At 65.4% G+C, this 19,666-nt stretch carries 22 protein-coding genes; 9 read left to right on the forward strand and 13 right to left on the reverse strand.

Going from position 1 to position 19,666, the window contains the following annotated elements:
- Positions 1 to 163: 163 nt before the first annotated feature.
- From AC0WRY_RS03450 to AC0WRY_RS03460, 3 genes are read right to left on the reverse strand one after another with little or no spacing between them, the layout of a single operon-like run.
- On the reverse strand, positions 164 to 715 hold the full coding sequence (locus AC0WRY_RS03450; RefSeq protein ID WP_246776408.1) for a TlpA disulfide reductase family protein: 552 nt from the start codon (positions 713 to 715) through the stop codon (positions 164 to 166).
- A 46-nt stretch (positions 716 to 761) separates the two neighbouring features.
- Complete coding sequence (locus AC0WRY_RS03455) at positions 762 to 1,223, reverse strand: DsrE family protein (protein ID WP_194405674.1); 462 nt, start codon at positions 1,221 to 1,223, stop codon at positions 762 to 764.
- Between the two features lie 16 nt (positions 1,224 to 1,239).
- Positions 1,240 to 1,668, reverse strand: coding sequence for a DoxX family protein (locus tag AC0WRY_RS03460; protein WP_491122670.1), 429 nt, complete (start codon positions 1,666 to 1,668; stop codon positions 1,240 to 1,242).
- A 103-nt stretch (positions 1,669 to 1,771) separates the two neighbouring features.
- Between AC0WRY_RS03460 and AC0WRY_RS03465 the strand changes: the two genes are divergently transcribed.
- A complete protein-coding gene (locus AC0WRY_RS03465) occupies positions 1,772 to 2,656 on the forward strand; it encodes a LysR family transcriptional regulator (RefSeq protein ID WP_491122671.1) in 885 nt (294 codons plus the stop codon).
- A gap of 37 nt (positions 2,657 to 2,693) precedes the next feature.
- On the opposite strand, the gene AC0WRY_RS03470 is transcribed toward AC0WRY_RS03465, so the two are convergent.
- A complete protein-coding gene (locus AC0WRY_RS03470) occupies positions 2,694 to 3,839 on the reverse strand; it encodes an acyl-CoA dehydrogenase family protein (RefSeq protein ID WP_194405677.1) in 1,146 nt (381 codons plus the stop codon).
- 126 nt (positions 3,840 to 3,965) lie between these two features.
- Here AC0WRY_RS03470 and AC0WRY_RS03475 point away from each other — a divergent pair, with 126 nt between their 5' ends.
- A complete protein-coding gene (locus tag AC0WRY_RS03475; protein WP_491122672.1) occupies positions 3,966 to 4,643 on the forward strand; it encodes an alpha/beta hydrolase family protein in 678 nt (225 codons plus the stop codon).
- A 3-nt stretch (positions 4,644 to 4,646) separates the two neighbouring features.
- Here AC0WRY_RS03475 and AC0WRY_RS03480 read toward each other — a convergent pair whose 3' ends face one another.
- Positions 4,647 to 5,621, reverse strand: coding sequence for a ketopantoate reductase family protein (locus AC0WRY_RS03480; RefSeq protein ID WP_310473261.1), 975 nt, complete (start codon positions 5,619 to 5,621; stop codon positions 4,647 to 4,649).
- A gap of 152 nt (positions 5,622 to 5,773) precedes the next feature.
- Here AC0WRY_RS03480 and AC0WRY_RS03485 point away from each other — a divergent pair, with 152 nt between their 5' ends.
- Positions 5,774 to 6,577: an enoyl-CoA hydratase-related protein gene (locus AC0WRY_RS03485; RefSeq protein ID WP_491122673.1), complete on the forward strand. Its 804-nt coding sequence runs from the start codon at positions 5,774 to 5,776 to the stop codon at positions 6,575 to 6,577.
- A gap of 3 nt (positions 6,578 to 6,580) precedes the next feature.
- On the opposite strand, the gene AC0WRY_RS03490 is transcribed toward AC0WRY_RS03485, so the two are convergent.
- Together AC0WRY_RS03490 and AC0WRY_RS03495 are read right to left on the reverse strand one after the other, a co-directional pair.
- On the reverse strand, positions 6,581 to 6,853 hold the full coding sequence (locus tag AC0WRY_RS03490) for a hypothetical protein (protein WP_491122674.1): 273 nt from the start codon (positions 6,851 to 6,853) through the stop codon (positions 6,581 to 6,583).
- 75 nt (positions 6,854 to 6,928) lie between these two features.
- Complete coding sequence (locus AC0WRY_RS03495; protein WP_491122675.1) at positions 6,929 to 7,813, reverse strand: LysR family transcriptional regulator; 885 nt, start codon at positions 7,811 to 7,813, stop codon at positions 6,929 to 6,931.
- A gap of 111 nt (positions 7,814 to 7,924) precedes the next feature.
- Between AC0WRY_RS03495 and AC0WRY_RS03500 the strand changes: the two genes are divergently transcribed.
- The 4 genes from AC0WRY_RS03500 to AC0WRY_RS03515 are packed head-to-tail and all read left to right on the forward strand — an operon-like array spanning position 7,925 to position 11,948.
- The gene (locus tag AC0WRY_RS03500) at positions 7,925 to 9,292 is read left to right on the forward strand and encodes an FAD-dependent oxidoreductase (RefSeq protein WP_491122676.1); all 1,368 of its coding nucleotides are present in this window, start codon (positions 7,925 to 7,927) and stop codon (positions 9,290 to 9,292) included.
- Positions 9,293 to 9,339: 47 nt separating this feature from the next.
- Positions 9,340 to 10,344 (forward strand): ABC transporter substrate-binding protein, encoded by a 1,005-nt coding sequence (locus tag AC0WRY_RS03505; RefSeq protein WP_194405683.1) that lies wholly within the window; start codon positions 9,340 to 9,342, stop codon positions 10,342 to 10,344.
- A 16-nt stretch (positions 10,345 to 10,360) separates the two neighbouring features.
- Positions 10,361 to 11,134, forward strand: a complete 774-nt coding sequence (locus AC0WRY_RS03510) for an ABC transporter ATP-binding protein (RefSeq protein WP_194405684.1) — start codon at positions 10,361 to 10,363, stop codon at positions 11,132 to 11,134.
- Complete coding sequence (locus tag AC0WRY_RS03515) at positions 11,127 to 11,948, forward strand: ABC transporter permease (RefSeq protein WP_063198012.1); 822 nt, start codon at positions 11,127 to 11,129, stop codon at positions 11,946 to 11,948. Before AC0WRY_RS03510 ends, AC0WRY_RS03515 begins: the two co-directional genes overlap by 8 nt.
- A 76-nt stretch (positions 11,949 to 12,024) precedes the next feature.
- On the opposite strand, the gene gtdA is transcribed toward AC0WRY_RS03515, so the two are convergent.
- Positions 12,025 to 13,065: a gentisate 1,2-dioxygenase gene (gtdA, locus tag AC0WRY_RS03520; protein WP_194405685.1), complete on the reverse strand. Its 1,041-nt coding sequence runs from the start codon at positions 13,063 to 13,065 to the stop codon at positions 12,025 to 12,027.
- 113 nt (positions 13,066 to 13,178) lie between these two features.
- Between gtdA and maiA the strand changes: the two genes are divergently transcribed.
- Both maiA and AC0WRY_RS03530 read left to right on the forward strand, forming a co-directional pair.
- On the forward strand, positions 13,179 to 13,811 hold the full coding sequence (maiA, locus tag AC0WRY_RS03525; RefSeq protein ID WP_194405686.1) for a maleylacetoacetate isomerase: 633 nt from the start codon (positions 13,179 to 13,181) through the stop codon (positions 13,809 to 13,811).
- A complete protein-coding gene (locus tag AC0WRY_RS03530) occupies positions 13,801 to 14,313 on the forward strand; it encodes a MarR family winged helix-turn-helix transcriptional regulator (RefSeq protein ID WP_194405687.1) in 513 nt (170 codons plus the stop codon). The genes maiA and AC0WRY_RS03530 overlap by 11 nt, the downstream gene beginning before the upstream one ends.
- Positions 14,314 to 14,367: 54 nt before the next feature.
- Here AC0WRY_RS03530 and AC0WRY_RS03535 read toward each other — a convergent pair whose 3' ends face one another.
- From AC0WRY_RS03535 to AC0WRY_RS03555, 5 genes are all read right to left on the reverse strand, one after another.
- On the reverse strand, positions 14,368 to 15,981 hold the full coding sequence (locus AC0WRY_RS03535) for a benzoate-CoA ligase family protein (protein WP_194405688.1): 1,614 nt from the start codon (positions 15,979 to 15,981) through the stop codon (positions 14,368 to 14,370).
- Positions 15,978 to 17,117, reverse strand: a complete 1,140-nt coding sequence (locus AC0WRY_RS03540; RefSeq protein ID WP_194405689.1) for an FAD-dependent monooxygenase — start codon at positions 17,115 to 17,117, stop codon at positions 15,978 to 15,980. Before AC0WRY_RS03540 ends, AC0WRY_RS03535 begins: the two co-directional genes overlap by 4 nt.
- Before the next feature lie 189 nt (positions 17,118 to 17,306).
- Positions 17,307 to 17,522, reverse strand: coding sequence for a hypothetical protein (locus AC0WRY_RS03545; RefSeq protein WP_194405690.1), 216 nt, complete (start codon positions 17,520 to 17,522; stop codon positions 17,307 to 17,309).
- A gap of 110 nt (positions 17,523 to 17,632) precedes the next feature.
- Complete coding sequence (locus tag AC0WRY_RS03550; protein WP_491122677.1) at positions 17,633 to 18,475, reverse strand: cysteine rich repeat-containing protein; 843 nt, start codon at positions 18,473 to 18,475, stop codon at positions 17,633 to 17,635.
- 156 nt (positions 18,476 to 18,631) lie between these two features.
- Positions 18,632 to 19,633 carry an NADP-dependent oxidoreductase gene (locus AC0WRY_RS03555; protein ID WP_194405692.1) on the reverse strand — a complete coding sequence of 334 codons (1,002 nt, stop codon included), beginning with the start codon at positions 19,631 to 19,633 and terminating at the stop codon, positions 18,632 to 18,634.
- Positions 19,634 to 19,666 lie beyond the last annotated feature (33 nt).

Here is a 19,666-nt window from a genome sequence, read left to right on the forward strand (position 1 = left end):
GCAATTCTCCCGATGCAAACGAGACCGACGGCGGCTGCCGATGACGGGCAGCGTATGGTCTGTCGGCGCACCTTGCAATGACGGGTTGTGTCGTAGAATCTCATTCCTTTGCGATCGGGCAAGGGCCGTCGGAACCGGCGGCGTGACGGCAGACCGCTTCGTCCTAGGCCTGCTCGCGATAGAATTGCAGCAGCCGGGCGCCGGCGGGCGAGAGCCAGTCGGGTGCGCCCGCGATATAGCCCTCGACGTGATTGCTTGTTCCGACCAGATAGGTGACGGGCATGCCGACAAGCCTGAAATTCCCGACCGAAGATTCCGCAATTGCGTCGTACGCGTCGACGTAGCAGGCAAGGTTTGGCACGGCCAGGCCGCCAAGGAATGCGCGAATCTTTCGCAAGTCCTTCGTATCGGTGCAGATCGCGAGGACGTCGAGCCGGTCCGGCCGCGATCCCACCAGGCTTGCGAGCGCGGGCAGATCGAGCCGGCAGGCCGCGCACCACGTCGCCCAGAAATTGACCAGCGTGATGCGTCCCGGCTTTGCCGTCGCAACGATGTCCCTGCCATTGAGGTCCTGAAGCCGGAGCGGAGCCATCGGCGCACGAGGCCGCACGACCGTGAACTGGTTGCGGCCGGTCTCGAACACCGGCGGCCAGGACGGGTCGCCGCCTCGCGCACGGCCTGCGCGCAGCGAGGCAATGAGCGCGGGCGCGGCCATCAGGAGCGATCGTCTGGACGGCGCCGTGCCGGGCACGCGAGGCCTCTCACGCATGGATATAGGCCCAGCCCTTGAGTTGCAGATCGACCACGCGTCCGATTCCGAACGGGACGAGGCTCGCGCCCGATATCAGCGGAATGGAGATCTGCTCCTTGGTTTCCGCGATCGCTTTTGACGACGCGCACATGCTGTAGGCGAGGTTGGGCAGCGACTGCCGCAGCGTCGCGAGCGGCTCGACGAGCGGAGTCTTGTCCGCCCGGAACACGTCAATGCCCTTGCCGTTGGCGACCACCTCGATCAGCAATCTCGCACCCCTGTCGGCAAAATGCCTGGAGAGGTTGGCAGAGTAGCTGATCGCATGACCCATGACATAGGGCTCGTTGCTGTCGATCAGGATCACGACGCCCTCGGTGAGACGATCCTCCTTGGCCGCGGCGGTGCCGCCGGCCGTGAGGATCGACGCGCCTGCGAGCAGGCCCCTGCGGGACCATCCGTTGGCTGGGATCATGGCTGCGGCGTCCAGCTCAAAATTGCGGAGCGGCAATCGGCGCCCTGCGGCCGCGTCCCCACAGCACGAACAGGCTGAGCGCGAGCAGGACGACATTGAGCGGCGTCACAGGCGCTTCGCCGCGCGAGATGTGGAAGACGAGCGCGAACACCTGCAACACGGAACAGCCGAGTGCGGCCAGCACCGTCAGCCGCGGCAGGATCCGCGTCAGTGCCGGCAGCAGAATGCCGATCCCGCCGGCGAGATCGACCAGTCCGATGAAGCGGACGAACGTTGCGGAATACTGGCCGGCCCAGGGCATCATCGCGGCAAGGCCGGGGATCGGCGTCAGCAGCTTGACCAGCCCGGCCGCGGTGAAAGCGAAGAAGATCAGGCCCTGTGCGGCCCAAAGGCCGATACGCAGGGCGCGGCCGGGTGTGGTGGTCTCATAGGTGGTAGTGGACACGATGGTTCTCCAAAACGTGAGGGTCGCCACCATTTGATAGTTTCCTGATATTTGATCATTACGTGTAATGGGATTAGTTCATTTCTCAGGTGTTGATGATCTTATGGATTCTCTGACCAGCATGAGGGTGTTTTGCCTGGTCGCCGAGCTGAAGAGCTTCGCGACCGCGGCGCAGCGCCTGCGCATCTCGCCCGCGATGGTGAGCAAGCACGTGATGCAACTCGAGAAGCGGCTGGGCACGCGGCTGCTTAACCGCACCAGCCGGCGCGTCAGCCTGAGCGAAAGCGGCGCGCTCTATTTCGAGCAGGCGCGGCAGATGCTGGACTCGCTCGACGAGGTCGAAGCCGCCGTCAGCAACGCGACGGTCGTTCCGCGCGGCACGCTGCGGCCGACCGCGCCGGTGTGGATGGCGAACACGATCTTCGCGGGCGTGCTGGCGGATTACCAGGCGCGCTATCCGGAGGTCCGCCTCGACGTCGATCTCAGCGGACGGATGGTCAATCTGGTCGAGGAGGGATTCGATCTCGCCCTGCGCGCGACCGGCGCGCCCGACGAGGCGCTGATCGCGCGCCCCATCACCAAGGTCGCGTTCCATATGGTCGGCGCGCCCGCTTATCTCGATCGTGCGGGGCGCCCGACCAAATTGGCCGATCTCGCCGGCCAGGCGTTGCTGCACTACGCGCTGTACCCGGGTGAAAGCTTCTCCTTTGCGGGCGAGCACGGCACCGAGACCGTCAAGCTCAACCCGGTGCTGCGCAGCGGCAACGAAACGCTGCTGCACATGGCCGCGCTGGAAGGCATGGGTCTCGCTTTCCTGCCGAAATGGTTGGTCGCCGAGGACATCGCCGGTGGCCGCCTCGAGCACGTCATGCCCGGGCAGGTCATCTTCGAAGGAAAGCTGTTCGCGGTTTATCCGAGCCGCAAATATCTCTCCGCGAAGGTGCGGACCTTCATCGACTTCGTCGTGGCCGACCAGCGGATGAAGTAGCCGCTCACAGCGACCTGATTACAGCGACCTGACCCGATCACAGCGACCTGGCGATCAGCAGCTTCATGATCTCGTTGGTGCCGCCATAGATCTTCTGGATGCGGGAATCGATGAAGATGCGCGAGATCGGGTATTCCTGCATGTAACCGTAGCCGCCGAACAGCTGCAGGCATTCGTCGGCGGTCTCGACCTGCTTTTCCGAGCACCAGTATTTCGCCATCGACGCCGTGACCGTGTCGAGATCTCCGGCGACCAGGCGCTCGATGCACCAGTCGACGAAGACGCGCGCGATCATCGCCTCGGTCTTGCGCTCGGCGAGCTTGAAGGCGGTGTTCTGGAAATCCATCAGCGGCTTGCCGAAGGCTTTGCGCTCCTTGGTGTAATCGACGGTGAGCTTGACCGCGCGCTCCATCGCGGCGACGGCGCCGACCGCGAGCGCAAGGCGCTCCTGCGGCAATTGCTGCATCAGCTGAACGAAGCCCTGGCCCTCCTCCTTGCCGAGCAGGTTATCCGGGGGCACCGTCACATTGTCGAAGAAAAGCTCCGACGTGTCGGAGGCGTGCAGGCCGATCTTGTCGAGGTTGCGCCCGCGCTTGTAGCCGTCGGCGCCCGCGGTCTCGACCACGATCAGCGAGATGCCTTTGGCGCCCGCTTCGCCCGTGCGCGCGACGACGATGACGAGATCTGCGGCCTGGCCGTTGGTTATGAAAGTCTTCTGGCCGTTGATGACGTAGGAATTGCCCTGCTTCTTCGCCGTGGTCTTGACGGCTTGCAGATCCGAGCCGGTGCCGGGCTCGGTCATGGCGATGGCGCCGACCATCTCGCCGGAGGCCATCTTCGGCAGCCAGCGCTTCTTCTGCTCCTCCGAGCCGTAATTGAGGATGTAATGCGCGACGATGGCGCTGTGAACGGAGACGCCAGTCGTCAGCTCCGGCACCGTGCTTTCGAGGTCGTCCAGCACCGCGGCGTCATAGGCGAAGGTGGCGCCCAAGCCGCCATATTCCTCCGGCACGCTCGCCAATAGCGCGCCCATCTCGCCGAGCCCGCGCCAGGCGAAGCGGTCGACCATCTTCTGCTCGCGCCATTTCTCGGCGTGCGGCGCCAGATCCTTGGCGAGATATTTCCGGAACTGGTCGCGGAAGACGTCGAGCTCTTCGGTCATCCAGGAGGAGCGATAGGCCATGATACCCTCGGTTGGTGCGGCTTGCCTGCTAGGTAGGCCAGCGGGCGGCGGCAATTATTGTGTTTTCAGGCTGCGCCGGGGACGCTACCAAGGCGGCCGTAACAGCGTCTGTCGGGATGGTTGATTGTGGCTGTCAAAACAAGAGAGCTCAAGCTCGACATCGAGCGCGTCGGCACGGTCTCGGCGATCCTGACGCAGCCTGACAAGGCGCGCGCCTGCTACGTGCTGGCGCATGGGGCAGGTGCGGATATGCGGCATTCCTTCATGGCGAAGACCGCCCAAGGACTCGCTGACCGCGGCATCGCGACATTCCGCTTCAATTTCCCCTACATGGAAGAGAAGAAGGGACGTCCCGACCAGCCGGCCGTTGCGCACGCAGCCGTCCGTACGGCGGTGACGGAGGCGGCGCGGCTATGCCCCGGGGTGACACTCGTGGCGGGCGGCAAATCGTTCGGCGGGCGCATGACCTCGCAGGCGCAGTCCAAGGCGCCGATGCCCGAAGTGAAGGGGCTCGCTTTCCTGGGCTTTCCCCTGCACGCCGCCAAGAAGCCGTCATCCGAGCGCGCCGAGCACCTCGCCGGTATCGCCATCCCCATGCTGTTCCTGCAAGGCACCCGCGATGAGCTGGCCGACCTCGGTCATCTCAGGCCTGTCATCGCATCGCTCGGGGCGAAGGCGACGCTGCATGAGGTCGAAGGCGGCGATCACTCCTTCGCGGTGCTGAAGAGGTCCGGCCGGACCAATGATGAGGCGCTCACGGAGGTGCTGGACACGCTGGCGGCCTGGATCGACAGTCTCGCCTGAAGTTCAGGCGGAATAGAGCCCCTTGTCCCGCGCCTTCTGGATTGCCAGCGCCGCGATCAAATCGAGCGTCGGCGTTGACAGGCCGGCGGCGCGCGCGAACGCGGCAGGCGCCCTGACCAGCACGTCGATCTCCATGGCGCGGCCGAGTTCGTAATCCTGCAGCAGCGAGGGCTTGTGGTTGGGGGCGGGGCCGCTGCGCGTCACGCGCTTGACCTCGGGGATGAAATGCTGGGCGATGTCGTTGGCCTCGTTCAGCATGCGCGGAATGACCTCGGTGAAAGCAGGATCGTCGCGCACGCCGCGTGCGGTCTGGCCGGTGAGCAGGCACAGCACCGACAGCGACATGTTGGTCAGCAGCTTTGACCAGATCGCCTCGCGGATCTCGGCCACCGGGGGAGATTCCAGCCGCGCGTCGTTGAAGACGTTGCGAAGTTTTGTGATCCGCTCGCAATTGCGGTCGTCGCATTCGCCGATCAGCAGTCGGTTGCGGTCCGGCGTGAGGTTATGCACCACGCCGGGCGCGATCACCTCGTTGGAGGAGAAGACGACACCGCCGATGATCCTCTCCTTCGGTATGCAGGCGCGCAGGCGCCCGCCGGGGTCGAGGAAGGATATGTCCGGCGGCGTCGGATGCCGCGGCGGCAGGCCGATCCCGTACCACCAGGGAATGCCGTTCTGCGCGAACACGATGGCGGTATCGTCCTGCAGCAGCGGCTTGATGCTGGCGACCAGCCCCGGCAGCGCGGTTGCCTTCAGCGTGGAGATCACGACATCCTGCGGCCCGAGCTGGGCCGCATCGCCTGACGCGTTCACCTTGGCGGAGACCTCGGAATCGCCGACCCGCAGCTTGAGGCCGCCCGCGCGCGCCGCCTCCAGATGCGCACCGCGCATCACGCATGAAACCTCATGGCCTGCCCGCGCCAGCCGGACCGCGATGTGGCTGCCGACGGCGCCCGCGCCGAAAATGCAGATGCGCATGATGATTCCGTCCTGTCCCTTGGTGCCGTCAGGCGGCAGCATGACACAAGCCGCCATGCGATGGGCGCGACCGCCCCACGCTGGAAAGATATGGATCGGGATGCGCCAGCTCGGCCATAGTGCAGGCCAATCAAAGATGCGGAGGATCGCCGATGACTGCCAGCCCCGTCCTGTGGACCCTTGATGAGCGTGGGGTTGCAACCGTCACGTTGAACCGTCCGGAGGTCAACAATGCCTATGACGGCGCGCTGATCGCGGGCGTGCTCGCGGCCATGGACGAGCTCGGCAAGAAACCCAATTTGCGCGTCGTCGTGCTGAGGGGTAACGGCAAGCACTTCCAGGCCGGCGCGGATTTGAAATGGATCAACGGCGTGCGGCCGCAATCGGCCGAGGCGAACGAAGCGGCATCCCGTGCGACGTTCGAGGCCGTGCAGCGGCTCAACACGCTGCCGATTCCGACCGTCGCCCTGGTGCAGGGCGGCTGCTTCGGCGGCGGCACCGGCGTGATAGCGGCTTGCGACGTCGTGATCGCCGCGGACAATGCGCTGTTCTCGATCACCGAGGTGCGCTGGGGCCTGACGGCCGCGATCATCATCCCGCAGCTCTGCGATGCCATCGGTATCAGGCAGGTCCGCCGCTATGCCCTCACCGGCGAACGTTTTGGCGCCGAGGACGCGCGCCGCATCGGCCTCGTGCACGAGGTGGTGCCGTTCGCCGAGCTCGAATCTGCCGGCAGCAAGGTGGTCGAGCAATTGCTCGCCAACGGGCCTGAAGCGATGGCCGAGACCAAGCGGCTTGCCCTGGAGAGCTCGTTCGGCGGAATGGCGGTGGACGATGCGGCTTACAAGCGGCTCGTGCAGCTGCATTCGCTCAAGCGCCAGAGCGCGGAGGCGGCGGAAGGGCTGGCATCGTTCGCCGAGAAGCGGGCCGGGAAGTGGGGCGGCGCGAAGGGCTGAACGTCAGCAGCCGCGGCAGATGTTGTTGATACTGCGATAGACGGCGTCGTCGTCCTGTCGCATCTGGCGCAGCGTTTCGAGCGTCTTGCTCTCGTCGTTCGCGGGCGCGGGCTTGCGCTTGGCCGCGAGCTCGTCCTCCTGCCGCTTGTAGCAGGCTTCGCGCTCGAGCTTGGCCTGGATGAAGCGGCAGTTCTGCTCCACGGCTACGGCGGGAGCGCTGCAGAGCGCGAGAGCGACGAGGGCGGGCAGGGCGAATTTCAGGACGATCGAATCCATGGCGGCCCTTCTCTCAGGTCCGCCGGTTAAGGGCAGCCATCTTATGGGGCGTGTAGCCCGCATGCGAGGCGCTGCCTACAGCGACGGCGTGAGTGACGTTTTCAGCAGTGTCAGCAGCGCCTGCACCGCGGCGGCATTGCGCCGACGCTCGGGGATCGCGGCCTTCACCCATAATTCCGGAATCGGAAAGTCGCGCAGCACCGGCTTCAACGTCCCTTCGCGCAGGGCGTCGGCGACGAGATAATGCGAGAGTAGCGCGATGCCGTTGCCGGCGACGGCGCTGCGCGCCAGCACGTGTCCCTCGTTGGAGGAGAGCAGCGGGCTGACCTGGATGCTGATGCGGCCGCGCGGTCCGTCGAACACCCATTCCGGGCCGGTCGGCAGGAAGCTGAGGCAGCGATGCTCGACCAGATCGCGCGGATGCTTCGGCGTGCCGTGTTTCTTCAAATAGGCCGGCGAGGCGCAGAGCAGCCGCTTCAGCGCGCATAGCGGCTCATCGACCACGCCGCCAAAGGAATGCGGGAAGGCGCCGATGGCGATGTCGAAGCCTTCGGTGACGGGATCGACCGGGCGATCGATCAGCACGATATCGAGCTTGAGCTTCGGGTTCTGGGTTTGGAACGCGCTGAAGGCGTCGGCGAGCCGTGCTACCGTCAGCGAGGTCGGCGCCTTGATGCGGAGGTGATCGACGAGATCGTGGCCCTTCTCGCCCATGCGCGAGAGCAGGTCGGTGGCATCGGTGACGACGCCGCGGGCGCGGTGCACGTAGCGCTGCCCGGCTTCGGTCAGCCGCAATTGCCGGGTCGAGCGGTGAAACAGCAGCGTGCCGATCCGCGCCTCCAGCTGCGTGACGCGTTTTGCGACCACCGAGGTCGAGACCCCCAGCTTTCGCGCGGCGGCGGAGAAGCCGGCGGCATCGGCAGTGGCTAGGAAGGCCTGCAGGTTCACGAGGATGTCCATCTCGACCTTTCTCGATTCGCGTAAGCTGATCGCGTATTTTGGTAGATTGTAGCCCGCTGCGCGTTAATTCATAGTCGCCCCAAGCAAAGGAAATTCGGGAAGGGACGCGCCATGCGGGCCACGACGATCGAAGAACCGGCACGCCAGGTGCCGCTCTATGGCGAATATGAAGTCGTCGTGCTCGGCGGCGGTCCCGCCGGCATCGTCGCGGCGGGTTCAGCTGCCCGGGCCGGGCGGAAGACGCTGCTGATCGAGCGTTACGGCTTCCTCGGCGGCATGGGCACGGCGGCCGGCGTCACCAATTTCTGCGGCTTGCATGGCAATGTCCATGGCGAGCACCGGCGGCTGGTGCAGGGCATGGCGTCCGAGCTGCTGGCGCGGATCGATCGGCTGGGTGGCCTCAACACGCCGCACCTGATCCTCGGCAAGGTGTTCGCCCAGGCCTACGACACCGCCGCCTACAAGATCGCGGCCGACGAGCTGCTCGCCAGCCACAAGGTGCACATCCTCTTCCATGCGCTCGGCGCCGGTGTCGTGATGAGCGATGACAGCCGTATCGACGCGCTGCTGGTCGAGACCAAGGCCGGCCGCCAGGCGGTGCGATCTGAGATCTTCATCGATTGCTCCGGCGACGGCGACCTCGCGGTGTGGGCCGGCGCGCCCTTCGAGATCGGCGACGCAGACGGTCATCCGCTCTATCCCTCGATGATGCTGCGTCTCAACGGCATCGATCCCGAAAGGGCGGGCGACGCCTGGCGTACCATCCCGCAATTAATGGAGAAGGCGACCGCGGCCGGCACGCACACATTCCCGCGGAAAAGCGCGATCGTGCGGCCGCAAAAATCCGGCATCGAATGGCGGGTGAATTTCACGCAGGTGGCGCGCGAGGACGGTCACGCCATCAACGGCGTTGAGCCCGACGATCTCACCCGCGGCGAGATCGAGGGCCGCAAGCAGGCGCTCGCCGCATACGCGTTTTTGCGCAGCACTGTGCCGGGCTTTGAAAAGTCCTACATCGTCGATTTGCCGCCGCAGCTCGGCATCCGCGAGACCCGTCGCGTCACGGGCGGCTACCAGCTCAGCGGCGAGGACGTACTCGGCTGTGCCTCGTTTACGGATTCCATCGGCGTCAATGGCTGGCCGATCGAGGCCCATGTTCCCGGCGATGTCGTCTTCACCTTCCCGCCGATCCCGGAATCGCGTGGCTATAACGAGTTGCCCTACCGGATGCTGGTCCCCGAGGGCGTCGACAACCTGCTCGTCGCCGGCCGCTGCGCCTCCATGACCCATGAGGGCCAGTCGGCGGCGCGGGTCTCCGGTGCCTGTTTCGTGATGGGGGAGGCTGCCGGTTCCGCCGCCGCGCTGGCGCTCTCCGGAAACCGGATCCCACGCGAAATCCCCATTGAAAAGTTGCAGGAAACGTTGAAACAACAGGGCGCCTTCATCGGCCGGGACCAGGCGCTGCCTGAAGGTTTGTGACGGGCTTGCAATAGAACGACCAAGACAACGACGGCGGAGGAAACGGGATGATCGGGATGGTGCGGCTCGCGCTTGCGGGTCTTCTGGCGATCACGGCGATTGGCACGGCGCGGGCCGAGGACGCGTTGAAGGCCAGGATCGGCGTGCTGCGCCTGTCCTCCTCCGCGCCGGTCTTCATCGCGCAGGACAAGGGCTATTTCCGCGAGGCCGGCTTAGAGGTCGAGCTGAAATTCTTCGACGCGGCCCAGCCGATCGCGGTCGCGACGACCTCGGGCGACGTCGATTTCGGCATCACCGCCTTCACCGCGGGTCTCTATAACCTTGCCGGCAAGGGCACGCTGAAGGTGATCGGCGGCATGAGCCGCGAGAAAGCCGGCTATCCCCTGATCGGCTATTTCGCCAGCAACAACGCTTACGCCGCCGGGCTGAAGACGCCGAAGGACCTCGCGGGAAAACGCGTGGCGATGACGCAGGTCGGATCGAGCTTTCACTATTCGCTCGGCCTGCTCGCCGACAAATACGGCTTCAAGCTCGCGGACGTGAAGATCGTGCCGCTGCAATCGCTGTCGAATGCGGCCGCCGCGCTGAAGGGCGAGACCGTCGATGCCGCGCTGCTGCCGATCTCCACCGCGCGCAAGCTGATGGACGAGGGCGGCGCGAAATTTTTGGGCTGGGTCGGCGACGAGACGCCCTGGCAGCTGGGCGCGGTGTTCGCCTCGCCGAAAACGCTGACCAACAAGGCGCTGGTGACGAAGCTGCTCGGCGCGCTCGCCAAGGCCGACCGCGAATATCACGACGTCATCCTCGCCGCGATGAAGGACGGCGTCGCGCCCATCAACGACAAGACGAAACCGCTCCTGGAGATCATCGCCAAGTATACCAACCTGCCGGTCGAGCAGGTGGTCGGCAATTGCGCCTATATCGACCCCGACGGCAAGCTGGATGTGAAGAACGTCGACAACCAGATCAAATGGCTGCAGGAGCAGGGTTTTGCCGACAAGGGTTTTGACGCGGAGGCGATCATCGCCAAGGACTATGTGAAGGCGGATTGAGAGCAGAAACCAGTTCATGGACCTGATCGCCAGCCACATCACCCACCGCTTCGGCGATCTCGCCGTGCTCGACGATGTCTCCTTCACCGTCGGCGCCGGCGAGGTGGTGGCGATCGTGGGGCCTTCCGGCTGCGGCAAGAGCACGCTGCTGTCGATCCTCGGCGGACTGTTGCAGCCGACCTCCGGCGCGCCCGAACTCCGGGGCTCGCCGCCGGCGGACAGCCTCAATCCGCTGACCTTCGTGTTCCAGGACTTTGCGCTGCTGCCCTGGGCGACGGTGGAGGAGAATGTCGAATTCCCGCTGCTGCACACCCAGCTTTCGGCCGTGCAGCGACGCGCGCTGGTCGAGGACGCCTTGCGCCGCACGACGCTGACTGATTTCCGTAAAGCCTATCCGAAACAGCTTTCCGGCGGCATGCGCCAGCGCGTCGGCATTTCGCGCGCGCTCGCAGTCAAGCCGGCCATCCTGCTGATGGACGAGCCGCTGTCGGCGCTGGATTCGCAGACCCGCGAATTGCTGATGGAGGATTTCGTCCGCCTGCTCGCCGATGGCGGCATGGGCGCGGTCTACGTCACCCACAATCTCGAAGAGGCGGCGCGGCTCGCCGACCGCATCGTGGTGCTGTCGCGCAGGCCCGGCCGCATCCGCGAGGTCGTGACCGTGCCGATGACGCGCGCTGCGCGCGGGGAGGCTGAAGCGCGCGAAAAGCTTCCGGCGCTGCAGAACCAGATCTGGTCGCTGATCCGCAACGAGGCGATCGACGCCGAGCGCGAGGTCCAGCATGCTTGATCGCGCGCCGGCCGAAATTGCGAAAGACGCTGCAACCCGGCGCGTCCGCTTCCGCGGCGCCGGCTTCGTGCCGGCATCGAGCCGCTACGGCGGCTGGATCGCGCTCGCGATCGTCATCGCGATCTGGCAGGCCGCAGGCAGCGCCGGCCTCGTCAATGCGCTGTTTCTGCCGACACCCGCCGCGATTGTCCGTGCGATCTATCAGCTCGCGATCTCCGGCGCGCTCTGGCAGCATCTGTCGGCCTCGCTGCTGCGCATCGGCGTAGGCTGGCTGCTCGGCACGGCGGCGGGCGTCGCTGTGGGCTTTGCCATCGGCCTGTCCAGGCTGGCGCGCAGCGTTGGCATCACCTTCATCTCGGCGCTGTTCCCGATCCCGAAGATCGCGCTGCTGCCGCTGCTCATTCTTTGGCTCGGCATCGGCGAAGAGCCGAAGATCGCGACGATTGCGCTCGGGGTGTTCTTCTCGACCGCGATCTCGGTCTACAGTGGCGTCGATGCGGTGCCGCGAAACCTCATCCGCATGGCGCAGAGCTTCAACGTCCCCTTCGCGACCATCGTGCGCAAGGTGATCTGGCCGGGCGCGCTGCCCGCGATCCTCGCCGGCTTTCGCATCACGGCCTCTGTCGCGCTGCTCCTCGTCGTCAGCGCCGAGATGATCGGCGCCCAATACGGCATCGGCGCCTTCGTGCTGCAGGCCGGCAATCTGATGCAGACCGATCAGCTGCTCGCGGGCGTCGTGATCCTGTCGGTGTTCGGCCTCGCGGTCGGCAAGCTGATCGGCTGGCTGGAGGTGCGGTTGCTGCACTGGCGGTAGCGGCAATCCGCGCTGCCACCTTTTCTGTTTCCGAAGATGGTGATTACGCTTTCGGCTAATCCACCCTACGAGAGCCTCACGCGTTGCCGCGATCTTCCCTGAACAGATCCAGCTTCTGCTGCACCGGCCGGTCCGAGAAGCTGAACAGCACGGCATCCTCATCCGCCTCATGCGTGACCCAGTGCCAGCTCGGCACCACGAACAGATCGCGCGGGCCCCATTCGAACACGGTATCGCCGATGCGGCTGCGGCCCTTGCCCTCAATCGGGCAGAACACCGTCGCATCCGTCGAACGATAGCGCGCGGTCTTGAAGCCCTTCGGCAGCAGCTGGATGAAGGTGCCGATGGTCGGCATCGCGAAATCGCCGGTCTCGGGGTTGCTGAACTTCAGCTTCAGCCCGTGGCAGGCGTCCCACTCCTGGCTCGTTCGAGCCTTCTCCAGTGCCTCACGCGTGTAGGCATAGGGATAGCTGAAGATCGGCGAGGTCTTCGAGCTCCGCTTCACATCGACCGGCAGCAGATTGTGGCCGTAGCGCGCAAAGCTGTCGCCCGCGGGTCTTGTGATCTTCTGCTGGTCCTCTTTCGATCCCTCGGCGAAGGAGCAGTCGAAGAACTGCACCAGCGGAATGTCGAGGCCGTCGAGCCAGAACATCGGCTCGTTGGTTTCGTTGGAATGATCGTGCCAGGTCATCGATGGCGTGATGATGAAATCGCCCGGCTCCATCGCGGTGCGCTCGCCGTCCACGGCGGTGTGGGCGCCCTTGCCTTCGAGCACGAAGCGCAGCGCCGACTGGCTGTGCCGGTGCGCCGGTGCGACGTCGCCGGGCACCACCATCTGCACGCCGGCATAGAGTGAGGTCGTGATCTTGGACTGGCCGCGCAGGCCGGGGTTCTCCAGCACCAGCACGCGGCGCTCGGCTTCCTTGGCGGTGATCAGCTTGCCGGCCTCGATCATGTAGTCGCGGATGACGTCGAATTGCCAGAGATGCGGCCGGCAGGCGCTCTTCGGCTCCGGCGTGATCAGATCGCTCATCACCGTCCACAGCGCGGTGAGGTTCTCGCCGTCGATCTTCTTGTAGAAGGCCTCGCGCTCCGGCGTCTTGGTCACGGCTTCCATGGCGGCGCTCCCGTTCGTTTTGTTGATTGACAGTATACTGACGATCTAGGTAGCGTCAATGCGAGGGACGGCGTACAAGGCCCCAAAATGACCGAGGATATAGGGAGGTCCCAATGAAGCTGCACGGCTATTTCCGCTCCAGCGCCGCCTATCGGGTGCGGATCGCGTTGAACCTCAAGGGCCTCAAGGCCGCGCACTTGCCGCATCATTTGCGCAAGGGCGAGCAATGTGCGCCCGCTTATCTCGCCATCAACCCGCAAGGCCTCGTGCCGGCGCTGGAGAACGATGGCGGTGCTGTGCTGACACAATCGGTCGCGATCATCGAATGGCTCGACGAGACGCACCCCAATCCGCCGCTGCTGCCGAAAGATGCACTGCGGCGCGCCAAGGTGCGGGCGTTCGCCCTGGCGATCGCCTGCGACACCCATCCGGTGCAGAACCTGAAAGTGCTGGCGCGGCTTCGCGAACTCGGTCTGGCCGAAGAGAAGGTCCAGGAGTGGGCCGCCTGGGTCAACCGCGAAGGGCTGTCGGCCTGCGAGACGCTGATCAAGGACGAGCCGGGGCCGTTCTGCTTCGGCAATGCGCCGACGCTGGCCGATCTCTGCCTGGTGCCGCAGCTCGCCAATGCGCGCCGCTTCGGCGTCGATGTCTCGGCCTATCCGCGCCTGCTCAAAGCGGAGACCGCGGCCAAGGGGCTGGCGGCGTTCGCCGAGGCCGCACCGGAGAAGCAGCCCGATGCCGAGTAAGCCGCCTCCTCCGATCACGATCGATGCGGTCTATGCCGCGCCGGGCTATCTGTTCCGGCGCATGCAGCAGATCGCGGTTTCGATCTTCATGGAGGAGTGCAAGGCGTTCGACCTGACCCCGGTGCAATATGCCGCGCTGATCGCGATCCACACCCATCCCGGCATCGACGCCACACGGCTGTCGGCGGTGATCGCCTTCGACCGCTCCACGCTCGGCAGCGTGATCGAGCGGCTGCAGGCCAAGGACTTTGTCGAGCGCAAGCCGGCGCCCGAGGACAAGCGGATCAAGCTGCTCTACCTGACCAAATCAGGCGCCGCGATCCTGCGCGAGATCATTCCCGCCGTCGAGCGTGCCCAGGCGCGCATGCTGGAGCCGCTCAAGCCGGCCGACCGCAAGACGCTGATGGCGTTGATGTCGCAGCTCGTCGACCTCAATAACGAGGCCTCGCGCGTGCCGTTGCGGGCGGAAGATGCGCTGGAGCATCTGGGGAGGGGTGGGTGAGGGGACGACAGCGAGAGTGTGGTGACGCGGTTGCTTCACATCCTCAACGTCGTCTCACATCCTCAACAACGCCTGCCGATCGATCTTCCCCGTGCCGGTCTTCGGCAGCTCGTCGGTGAAGATCACTTCGCGCGGATATTTGTAGGGCAGCAGCTTGCCCTTCACATAGTCCTGCAGCCGCCGCGTCGCGTCGCCCTGGTTGACCGTGCGGTTGTTCATCACCACCACGGCCTTCAGCGTCATCCGGCGGTCCGGCAGCTCGGCGGCGAACACCGCGCATTCGCGGATCTCGGGGTGGTCGGCGAGGCACAGCTCGACCTCGAGCGGATAGACCCATTGGCCGGAAATCTTGATGAGATCATCGGCGCGGCCGCGGAAGAAGTGGAAGCCGTCGGCATCCCTGACGAAACGATCGCCGGTGTAGATCCAGCCACCCTCGCGGATGGTCTCGGCGGATTTGTCCGGCCGGTTCCAGTACAGCGGCGTGTTGGAATCGCCGCGCACCCACAAAATGCCTTCCTCGTTGTCGGCGACGTCGCGGCCGTCCTTGTCGCGCAGCGCGACCTCGTAGCCGGGCACGCGCAGGCCTGCGGCACCGAGCTTCTTCTGCTCGGGCCGGTTGGAGAGATAGATGTGCAGCACCTCGGTGGAGCCGAGGCCTTCGACGATCTCGAGGCCGGTGAGCGTCTTCCAGCCGTTGAAGACCTCGGCCGAGAGCACCTCGGCGGCGGAGAGCGCCATGCGCAATGACAAGAAGTCGGTCTTGTCCGCGCCGTCAGCCTTGGTCAGCGACGTATAGAGCGTCGGCAGGCCGAAGAAGACCGTCGGCCTGTACTGCGCGATCGCCGCGAAGATCGACGCGGGCTTCGGCTGGCCCGGCAGCAGCAGCGTCGCCGCGCCCGCCGAGAACGGGAAGGTGACGGAGTTGCCGAAGCCATAAGCGAAGAAGATTTTCGGCACGGAGAAGCAGATGTCGTCAGGCGTCAGCTTCAGCACGCTCTGCGCGAAGGCGGCCTCGCTATAGGCCATGTCGTGCTGGAGATGCACGATGCCCTTGGGCCGTCCGGTCGACCCCGAGGAATACATCCAGAACGCCATCTCGTTGCGCTGCGTGGGGGCTTCGGCCAGCTCGGCCGGCAATTGTGCGAGCCAGTCTGCCGCCGCAACCGCTTTCGGCGCCGCATGGTCGCGCACCTCGCCATTGACGACGATCAGCGTATCCAGCTTCGTGTCCTTGCAAGCTTCCGCATTGAAGCGCGAGCAGAACTCGGACTCCGCCACCGCAACTTCAGCCCCGGAATCGGCGAGATAGAATTGCAAGAGGTCCGGCGGCGTCAGCGTGTTGATCAGGAGCGGCACGAAGCCGGCGCGCACCGCGCCGAAGAACGCGGCCGGATAGGCCGGGGTGTCGTCGAGGAACAGCAGCACGCGGTCGCCGCGCTTCAGGCCGAGCGAAGCCAGGCCGTTGCCCCAGCGGCAGGCGTCCGCGCAGAGCTCGCCATAGGTCCGCGTGCCCGCGGGGCCCAACAGCGCGAGCTTGTCGCCACGGCCCTTGCCGAGATTGTCGAATAGGACGCGGCTGGCGTTGTAAAGTTCCGGAACGGCAAAGCCGATCTCGCGTGCCCCCGCGCTGTCGGCGGGCACCTGGTCGAAAATCTCGTTGCTCATGCCTCGTCTCCGCCGTTCTTGGCGGCCTCGTAGCGGGCCATGAAGGCCGGGGACATGTGGCGCAGGCGTGCATCGTCGATGCGGCCGGAGCGCGTGATGTAGCTGTAGGCGAAGTCCATCAGGTCGAGCTGCATGTGCTGGGCAAAATGCTCGTACCAGAAGGCGCTGGTGCGCGCGGCGTTGACGAGCTTCTGCACCACCGGTTTTCGCGCCGCCTGGTAACGATGCAACGCGGTCGACAGGTGCGCATCCGATTCCAGCGCCTTGACCAGCGCAATGGCGTCCTCGATGGCGAGCCGCGTGCCCGAGCCGATCGAGAAATGCGCGGAGTGCAGGGCATCGCCGAGCAGCACCATGTTCTTGAACGACCAGTGCTCGTTCCAGACCCAGGGGAAGTTGCGCCAGACCGATTTGTTGGAGACCAGCGAGCGGCCGCCGAGCGTGTCGGCGAACACTTCCTCGCAGACGCCCTTGGACTGCTCGACGTCCTTGTAGGCGAAGCCATAGGCCTGCCACGTCGCGTGATCGCATTCGACCAGGAAGGTGCTCATGGTCGGCGAGTACCGGTAGTGATGGGCGTTGAAGGCGCCGCGGTCGGTCTTCACGAAGGTTTGCGACAGCGTGTCGAAGCGCTTCGAGGTGCCGTACCAGACGAACTTGTTGGAGGAATAGGACAGCGAGGTGCCGAAATCGCCTTCGAAGGCGCGGCGCACCAGTGAGTTCAAGCCGTCGGCGGCGACGATCAAATCGTGGCCATTGAGCTGGTCGATGGTGTGGATCTGCGTGTCGAAGCGCGGCGTGACGCCGACGCCGAGCGCGCGCTGCTGCAGGAATCTCAGCAGTTCCAGCCGTCCGATCGAGGAGAAGCCGACGCCGTCGATGGCGACGCTGTCGCCGCCGAGGTTCAGCGTGATGTTCTCCCAGCTCTCCATATGCGGCGCGATCGCGTCGACCGTCTCGGGGTCGTCGGCGCGCAGGAATTCCAGCGCCTGGTCGGAGAACACGACGCCAAAGCCCCAGGTCGCGTCGGCCGGGTTCTGTTCGAACAGGTCGACTTGATCCTCGGGGTGGCGCTTCTTCCAGAGATAGGCGAAGTAGAGCCCACCGGGCCCACCGCCAATCACGGCGATCCGCAACGTCTGCCTCCCTAATTGACAGTATACTTACTATCTAGGGGTAGACTAATGTGCTCCGGCGTCCGGCGCCAGCGGAATTATCCGCCGGCGCGGGCGCGCCGAAACTCATTATCGGACGCACGTTTTGCGCGCATCCGAACCGTCAGGGCGGAATCATAGCCAAACCGCGCCGGCTTGGCTATTCGCGCATCAGACGCAGCGCTTCACATAGACCCCGTTCACCAGCACCCTGGTGCAGCGGACCACCGGAACCGGCTTGCGAACCACGACGGCCGCGTTCGGCCCGGCGCAGCCGGCGCGATAGACCCCGCGGGCGCACACCACCGCATTGGCGTCGGTGGCATCAAAGGTCATGGTCGCTCCGAAGGCGAGCAGCGCAGAAGCAACGAGCAGCAATGTACGCATGTTGTCCTCCCGGTCTTGTCGTGATCGAAATCGGACGCCTGAAAAAGATTTGTCGTTGCAGGCGTGCGGCGAATTCATCCACCGCACGCCGCTCATCGTTGCGTGCCGCCTTATCGCGCGGCAAAGGGTGCCAGCACGTCCCTGCACGCCGGCGAAAGCGATGCGGCATTGCTGGCGAGGCATTGCATGATGCGGCCGGCGCCGACCTCGACGCCGGCGCAAATCGTGCGGATGTCGGCGCCACAGGCCGATCGAGCTACGAACAGTTCTTCGCGCGGCCGCATCGGGCGCAGCACCAGCACGGTGGGGGCTGCGGCAGGCGCTGCCGCCGCACCCGCCGCCGGCGCAGCGGTGGTCGCCGCGCCGCCGCCGGTTGCGGCGCTCACGGCCTTCTCGCAGGCCGGCGAGACCTTGGCCTTGTTCTTCTCCAGGCATTCGAGCGCTGGCGCGCCGCCCGGCGGCACGCTGGCGCAGACCTTGGGATAATCGCCGCGGCATGAGCTCTTGATCGCAGCAAGTTGCGCGCTGCTCGGCTGCTTGGGTGCAGCGGTCTTCGGCGCCGGCGGTGCAGCGGCCGGCTTTGCAGCGGGCGCCGATTCAGCCTTCGGCGCGGCAGGTGTCGGCGCCGGCTCCGCTTTGGGAGCCGCTTCGGTCTTCGGCGCAGCGGCGGGAGCGGCTTCGGGCTTCGCAGCCGCGGGCGGCGCGATCGCGCGAACCGCGGTCTGGCATCCACCCGAGAGGCTCGACATGTTCTTCTGCAGACATTGAAACGCTTCGGTGCCGCCGGGCGTCACGCTCGAACAGTGCGCCATGAAGTCGGAGCGGCACGCGGACCGGATGGCGCTCTTCTGGGCCTCGGTCGGCGCCTGCGCGAATGCGCCTGCTGCAGTTGCGAACAGTGCCGCCGCCAGCAACGCCGTGCGCGTTGAGACATGTTTCAACGTATTGAACATTGGGATGAATTCCTGCCCTGTCGATATCGTTCGACGCTTAATCAAAGTCGCGCAATCGCAATCGTCGCGAGTGATGCCTCGCGAACGATATCATTGGCCGCTTCGGCCTCTACCGCAAGTAGATTGTGCCGGCGCGAATGCGATGAGCCGACGTCGTCAGAGTCTGACCATGCGCTTGCCGCGGTTCTCGCCCGCGAGCAGCCCGATCAGCGCCTTCGGCGTGTTCTGCAATCCGTCGATGATGTCTTCCTGCACCTTCAGCTTGCCGGATTTGACCCAGCCCTGGAGATCGGCGAGCGCGCGGGGGCTCTCCTTCATGTAGTCCATCACGATGAAGCCCTGCATGACGAGCCGCTTCACCACGATCAGGCCCGGCACGCCGCGCGGGCCGTGCGCTGCGGGCGCGCCGTCATATTGCGAGATCGCGCCGCAGCAGGCGATGCGGCCGTAATTGTTCATCTGGGGCAGGCAGGCTTCCAGAATGTCGCCACCGACATTGTCGAAATAGACGTCGATGCCCTTGGGCGCCGCCGCGCGCAGCGCCTTGAACACCGCGCCGTCCTTGTAGTCCACGGCGGCGTCGAAGCCGAGCTCGGAGGTCAGCCAGTTGCACTTGTCCGCGCCGCCGGCGATGCCGACCACGCGGCATCCCCTGATCTTGGCGATCTGTCCGACGATCGAGCCGACCGAGCCTGCGGCCGCGGAAACCACCACGGTCTCGCCCTCCCTGGGCTTGCCGATCTCGAGCAGGCCGAAATAGGCGGTGAGGCCGGCGATGCCGAATACGCTGAGCAGATGCGTCATCGGTTCGAGCTTCGGCATCTTGGTGAGGTGCTTCGCCGGCACCGCGGCAAATTCCTGCCAGCCGGTGTCGCCGAACACGATGTCGCCGGCAGCCAGGCCCTCAGCCTTCGAGCTGACCACCTCGGCAATGGCGCCGCCGGCCATCACGCTGTTGGCCTCGACCGCGGAGCGGTAGGTCGCGCCGTGCATCCAGGCACGGTTGGCGGCGTCGAGTGAAATGTATCGCACGCGCAGCAAGGCCTCGCCGTCTTTCGGTTCCGGCACGGCACCGTCCACCATCTTGAAATGCTCGGGGCCGAGCTTGCCGCTGGGTTTTTCGACCAGCAGAATTTGGCGATTGGTGCTGCCGCTCATGGCGTTTCCCTCTTTGATCGTCTTGACGATTAT

It is taken from the genome of Bradyrhizobium sp. T-12 (genome assembly GCF_058314695.1).

What these genes read in the sequence shown, in the direction of transcription:
- AC0WRY_RS03535 (WP_194405688.1), bottom strand. Translation starts at nt 15,981, where the DNA reads ATGAGCAACGAGATTTTCGACCAGGTGCCCGCCGACAGCGCGGGGGCA.
- AC0WRY_RS03510 (WP_194405684.1), top strand. Translation starts at nt 10,361, where the DNA reads ATGGACCTGATCGCCAGCCACATCACCCACCGCTTCGGCGATCTCGCC.
- AC0WRY_RS03470 (WP_194405677.1), bottom strand. Translation starts at nt 3,839, where the DNA reads ATGGCCTATCGCTCCTCCTGGATGACCGAAGAGCTCGACGTCTTCCGC.
- AC0WRY_RS03515 (WP_063198012.1), top strand. Translation starts at nt 11,127, where the DNA reads ATGCTTGATCGCGCGCCGGCCGAAATTGCGAAAGACGCTGCAACCCGG.
- AC0WRY_RS03465 (WP_491122671.1), top strand. Translation starts at nt 1,772, where the DNA reads ATGGATTCTCTGACCAGCATGAGGGTGTTTTGCCTGGTCGCCGAGCTG.
- AC0WRY_RS03490 (WP_491122674.1), bottom strand. Translation starts at nt 6,853, where the DNA reads ATGGATTCGATCGTCCTGAAATTCGCCCTGCCCGCCCTCGTCGCTCTC.
- AC0WRY_RS03495 (WP_491122675.1), bottom strand. Translation starts at nt 7,813, where the DNA reads ATGGACATCCTCGTGAACCTGCAGGCCTTCCTAGCCACTGCCGATGCC.
- gtdA (WP_194405685.1), bottom strand. Translation starts at nt 13,065, where the DNA reads ATGGAAGCCGTGACCAAGACGCCGGAGCGCGAGGCCTTCTACAAGAAG.
- AC0WRY_RS03555 (WP_194405692.1), bottom strand. Translation starts at nt 19,633, where the DNA reads ATGAGCGGCAGCACCAATCGCCAAATTCTGCTGGTCGAAAAACCCAGC.
- AC0WRY_RS03485 (WP_491122673.1), top strand. Translation starts at nt 5,774, where the DNA reads ATGACTGCCAGCCCCGTCCTGTGGACCCTTGATGAGCGTGGGGTTGCA.
- AC0WRY_RS03455 (WP_194405674.1), bottom strand. Translation starts at nt 1,223, where the DNA reads ATGATCCCAGCCAACGGATGGTCCCGCAGGGGCCTGCTCGCAGGCGCG.
- AC0WRY_RS03545 (WP_194405690.1), bottom strand. Translation starts at nt 17,522, where the DNA reads ATGCGTACATTGCTGCTCGTTGCTTCTGCGCTGCTCGCCTTCGGAGCG.
- AC0WRY_RS03500 (WP_491122676.1), top strand. Translation starts at nt 7,925, where the DNA reads ATGCGGGCCACGACGATCGAAGAACCGGCACGCCAGGTGCCGCTCTAT.
- AC0WRY_RS03530 (WP_194405687.1), top strand. Translation starts at nt 13,801, where the DNA reads ATGCCGAGTAAGCCGCCTCCTCCGATCACGATCGATGCGGTCTATGCC.
- AC0WRY_RS03550 (WP_491122677.1), bottom strand. Translation starts at nt 18,475, where the DNA reads ATGTTCAATACGTTGAAACATGTCTCAACGCGCACGGCGTTGCTGGCG.
- AC0WRY_RS03505 (WP_194405683.1), top strand. Translation starts at nt 9,340, where the DNA reads ATGATCGGGATGGTGCGGCTCGCGCTTGCGGGTCTTCTGGCGATCACG.
- AC0WRY_RS03450 (WP_246776408.1), bottom strand. Translation starts at nt 715, where the DNA reads ATGGCCGCGCCCGCGCTCATTGCCTCGCTGCGCGCAGGCCGTGCGCGA.
- AC0WRY_RS03480 (WP_310473261.1), bottom strand. Translation starts at nt 5,621, where the DNA reads ATGCGCATCTGCATTTTCGGCGCGGGCGCCGTCGGCAGCCACATCGCG.
- maiA (WP_194405686.1), top strand. Translation starts at nt 13,179, where the DNA reads ATGAAGCTGCACGGCTATTTCCGCTCCAGCGCCGCCTATCGGGTGCGG.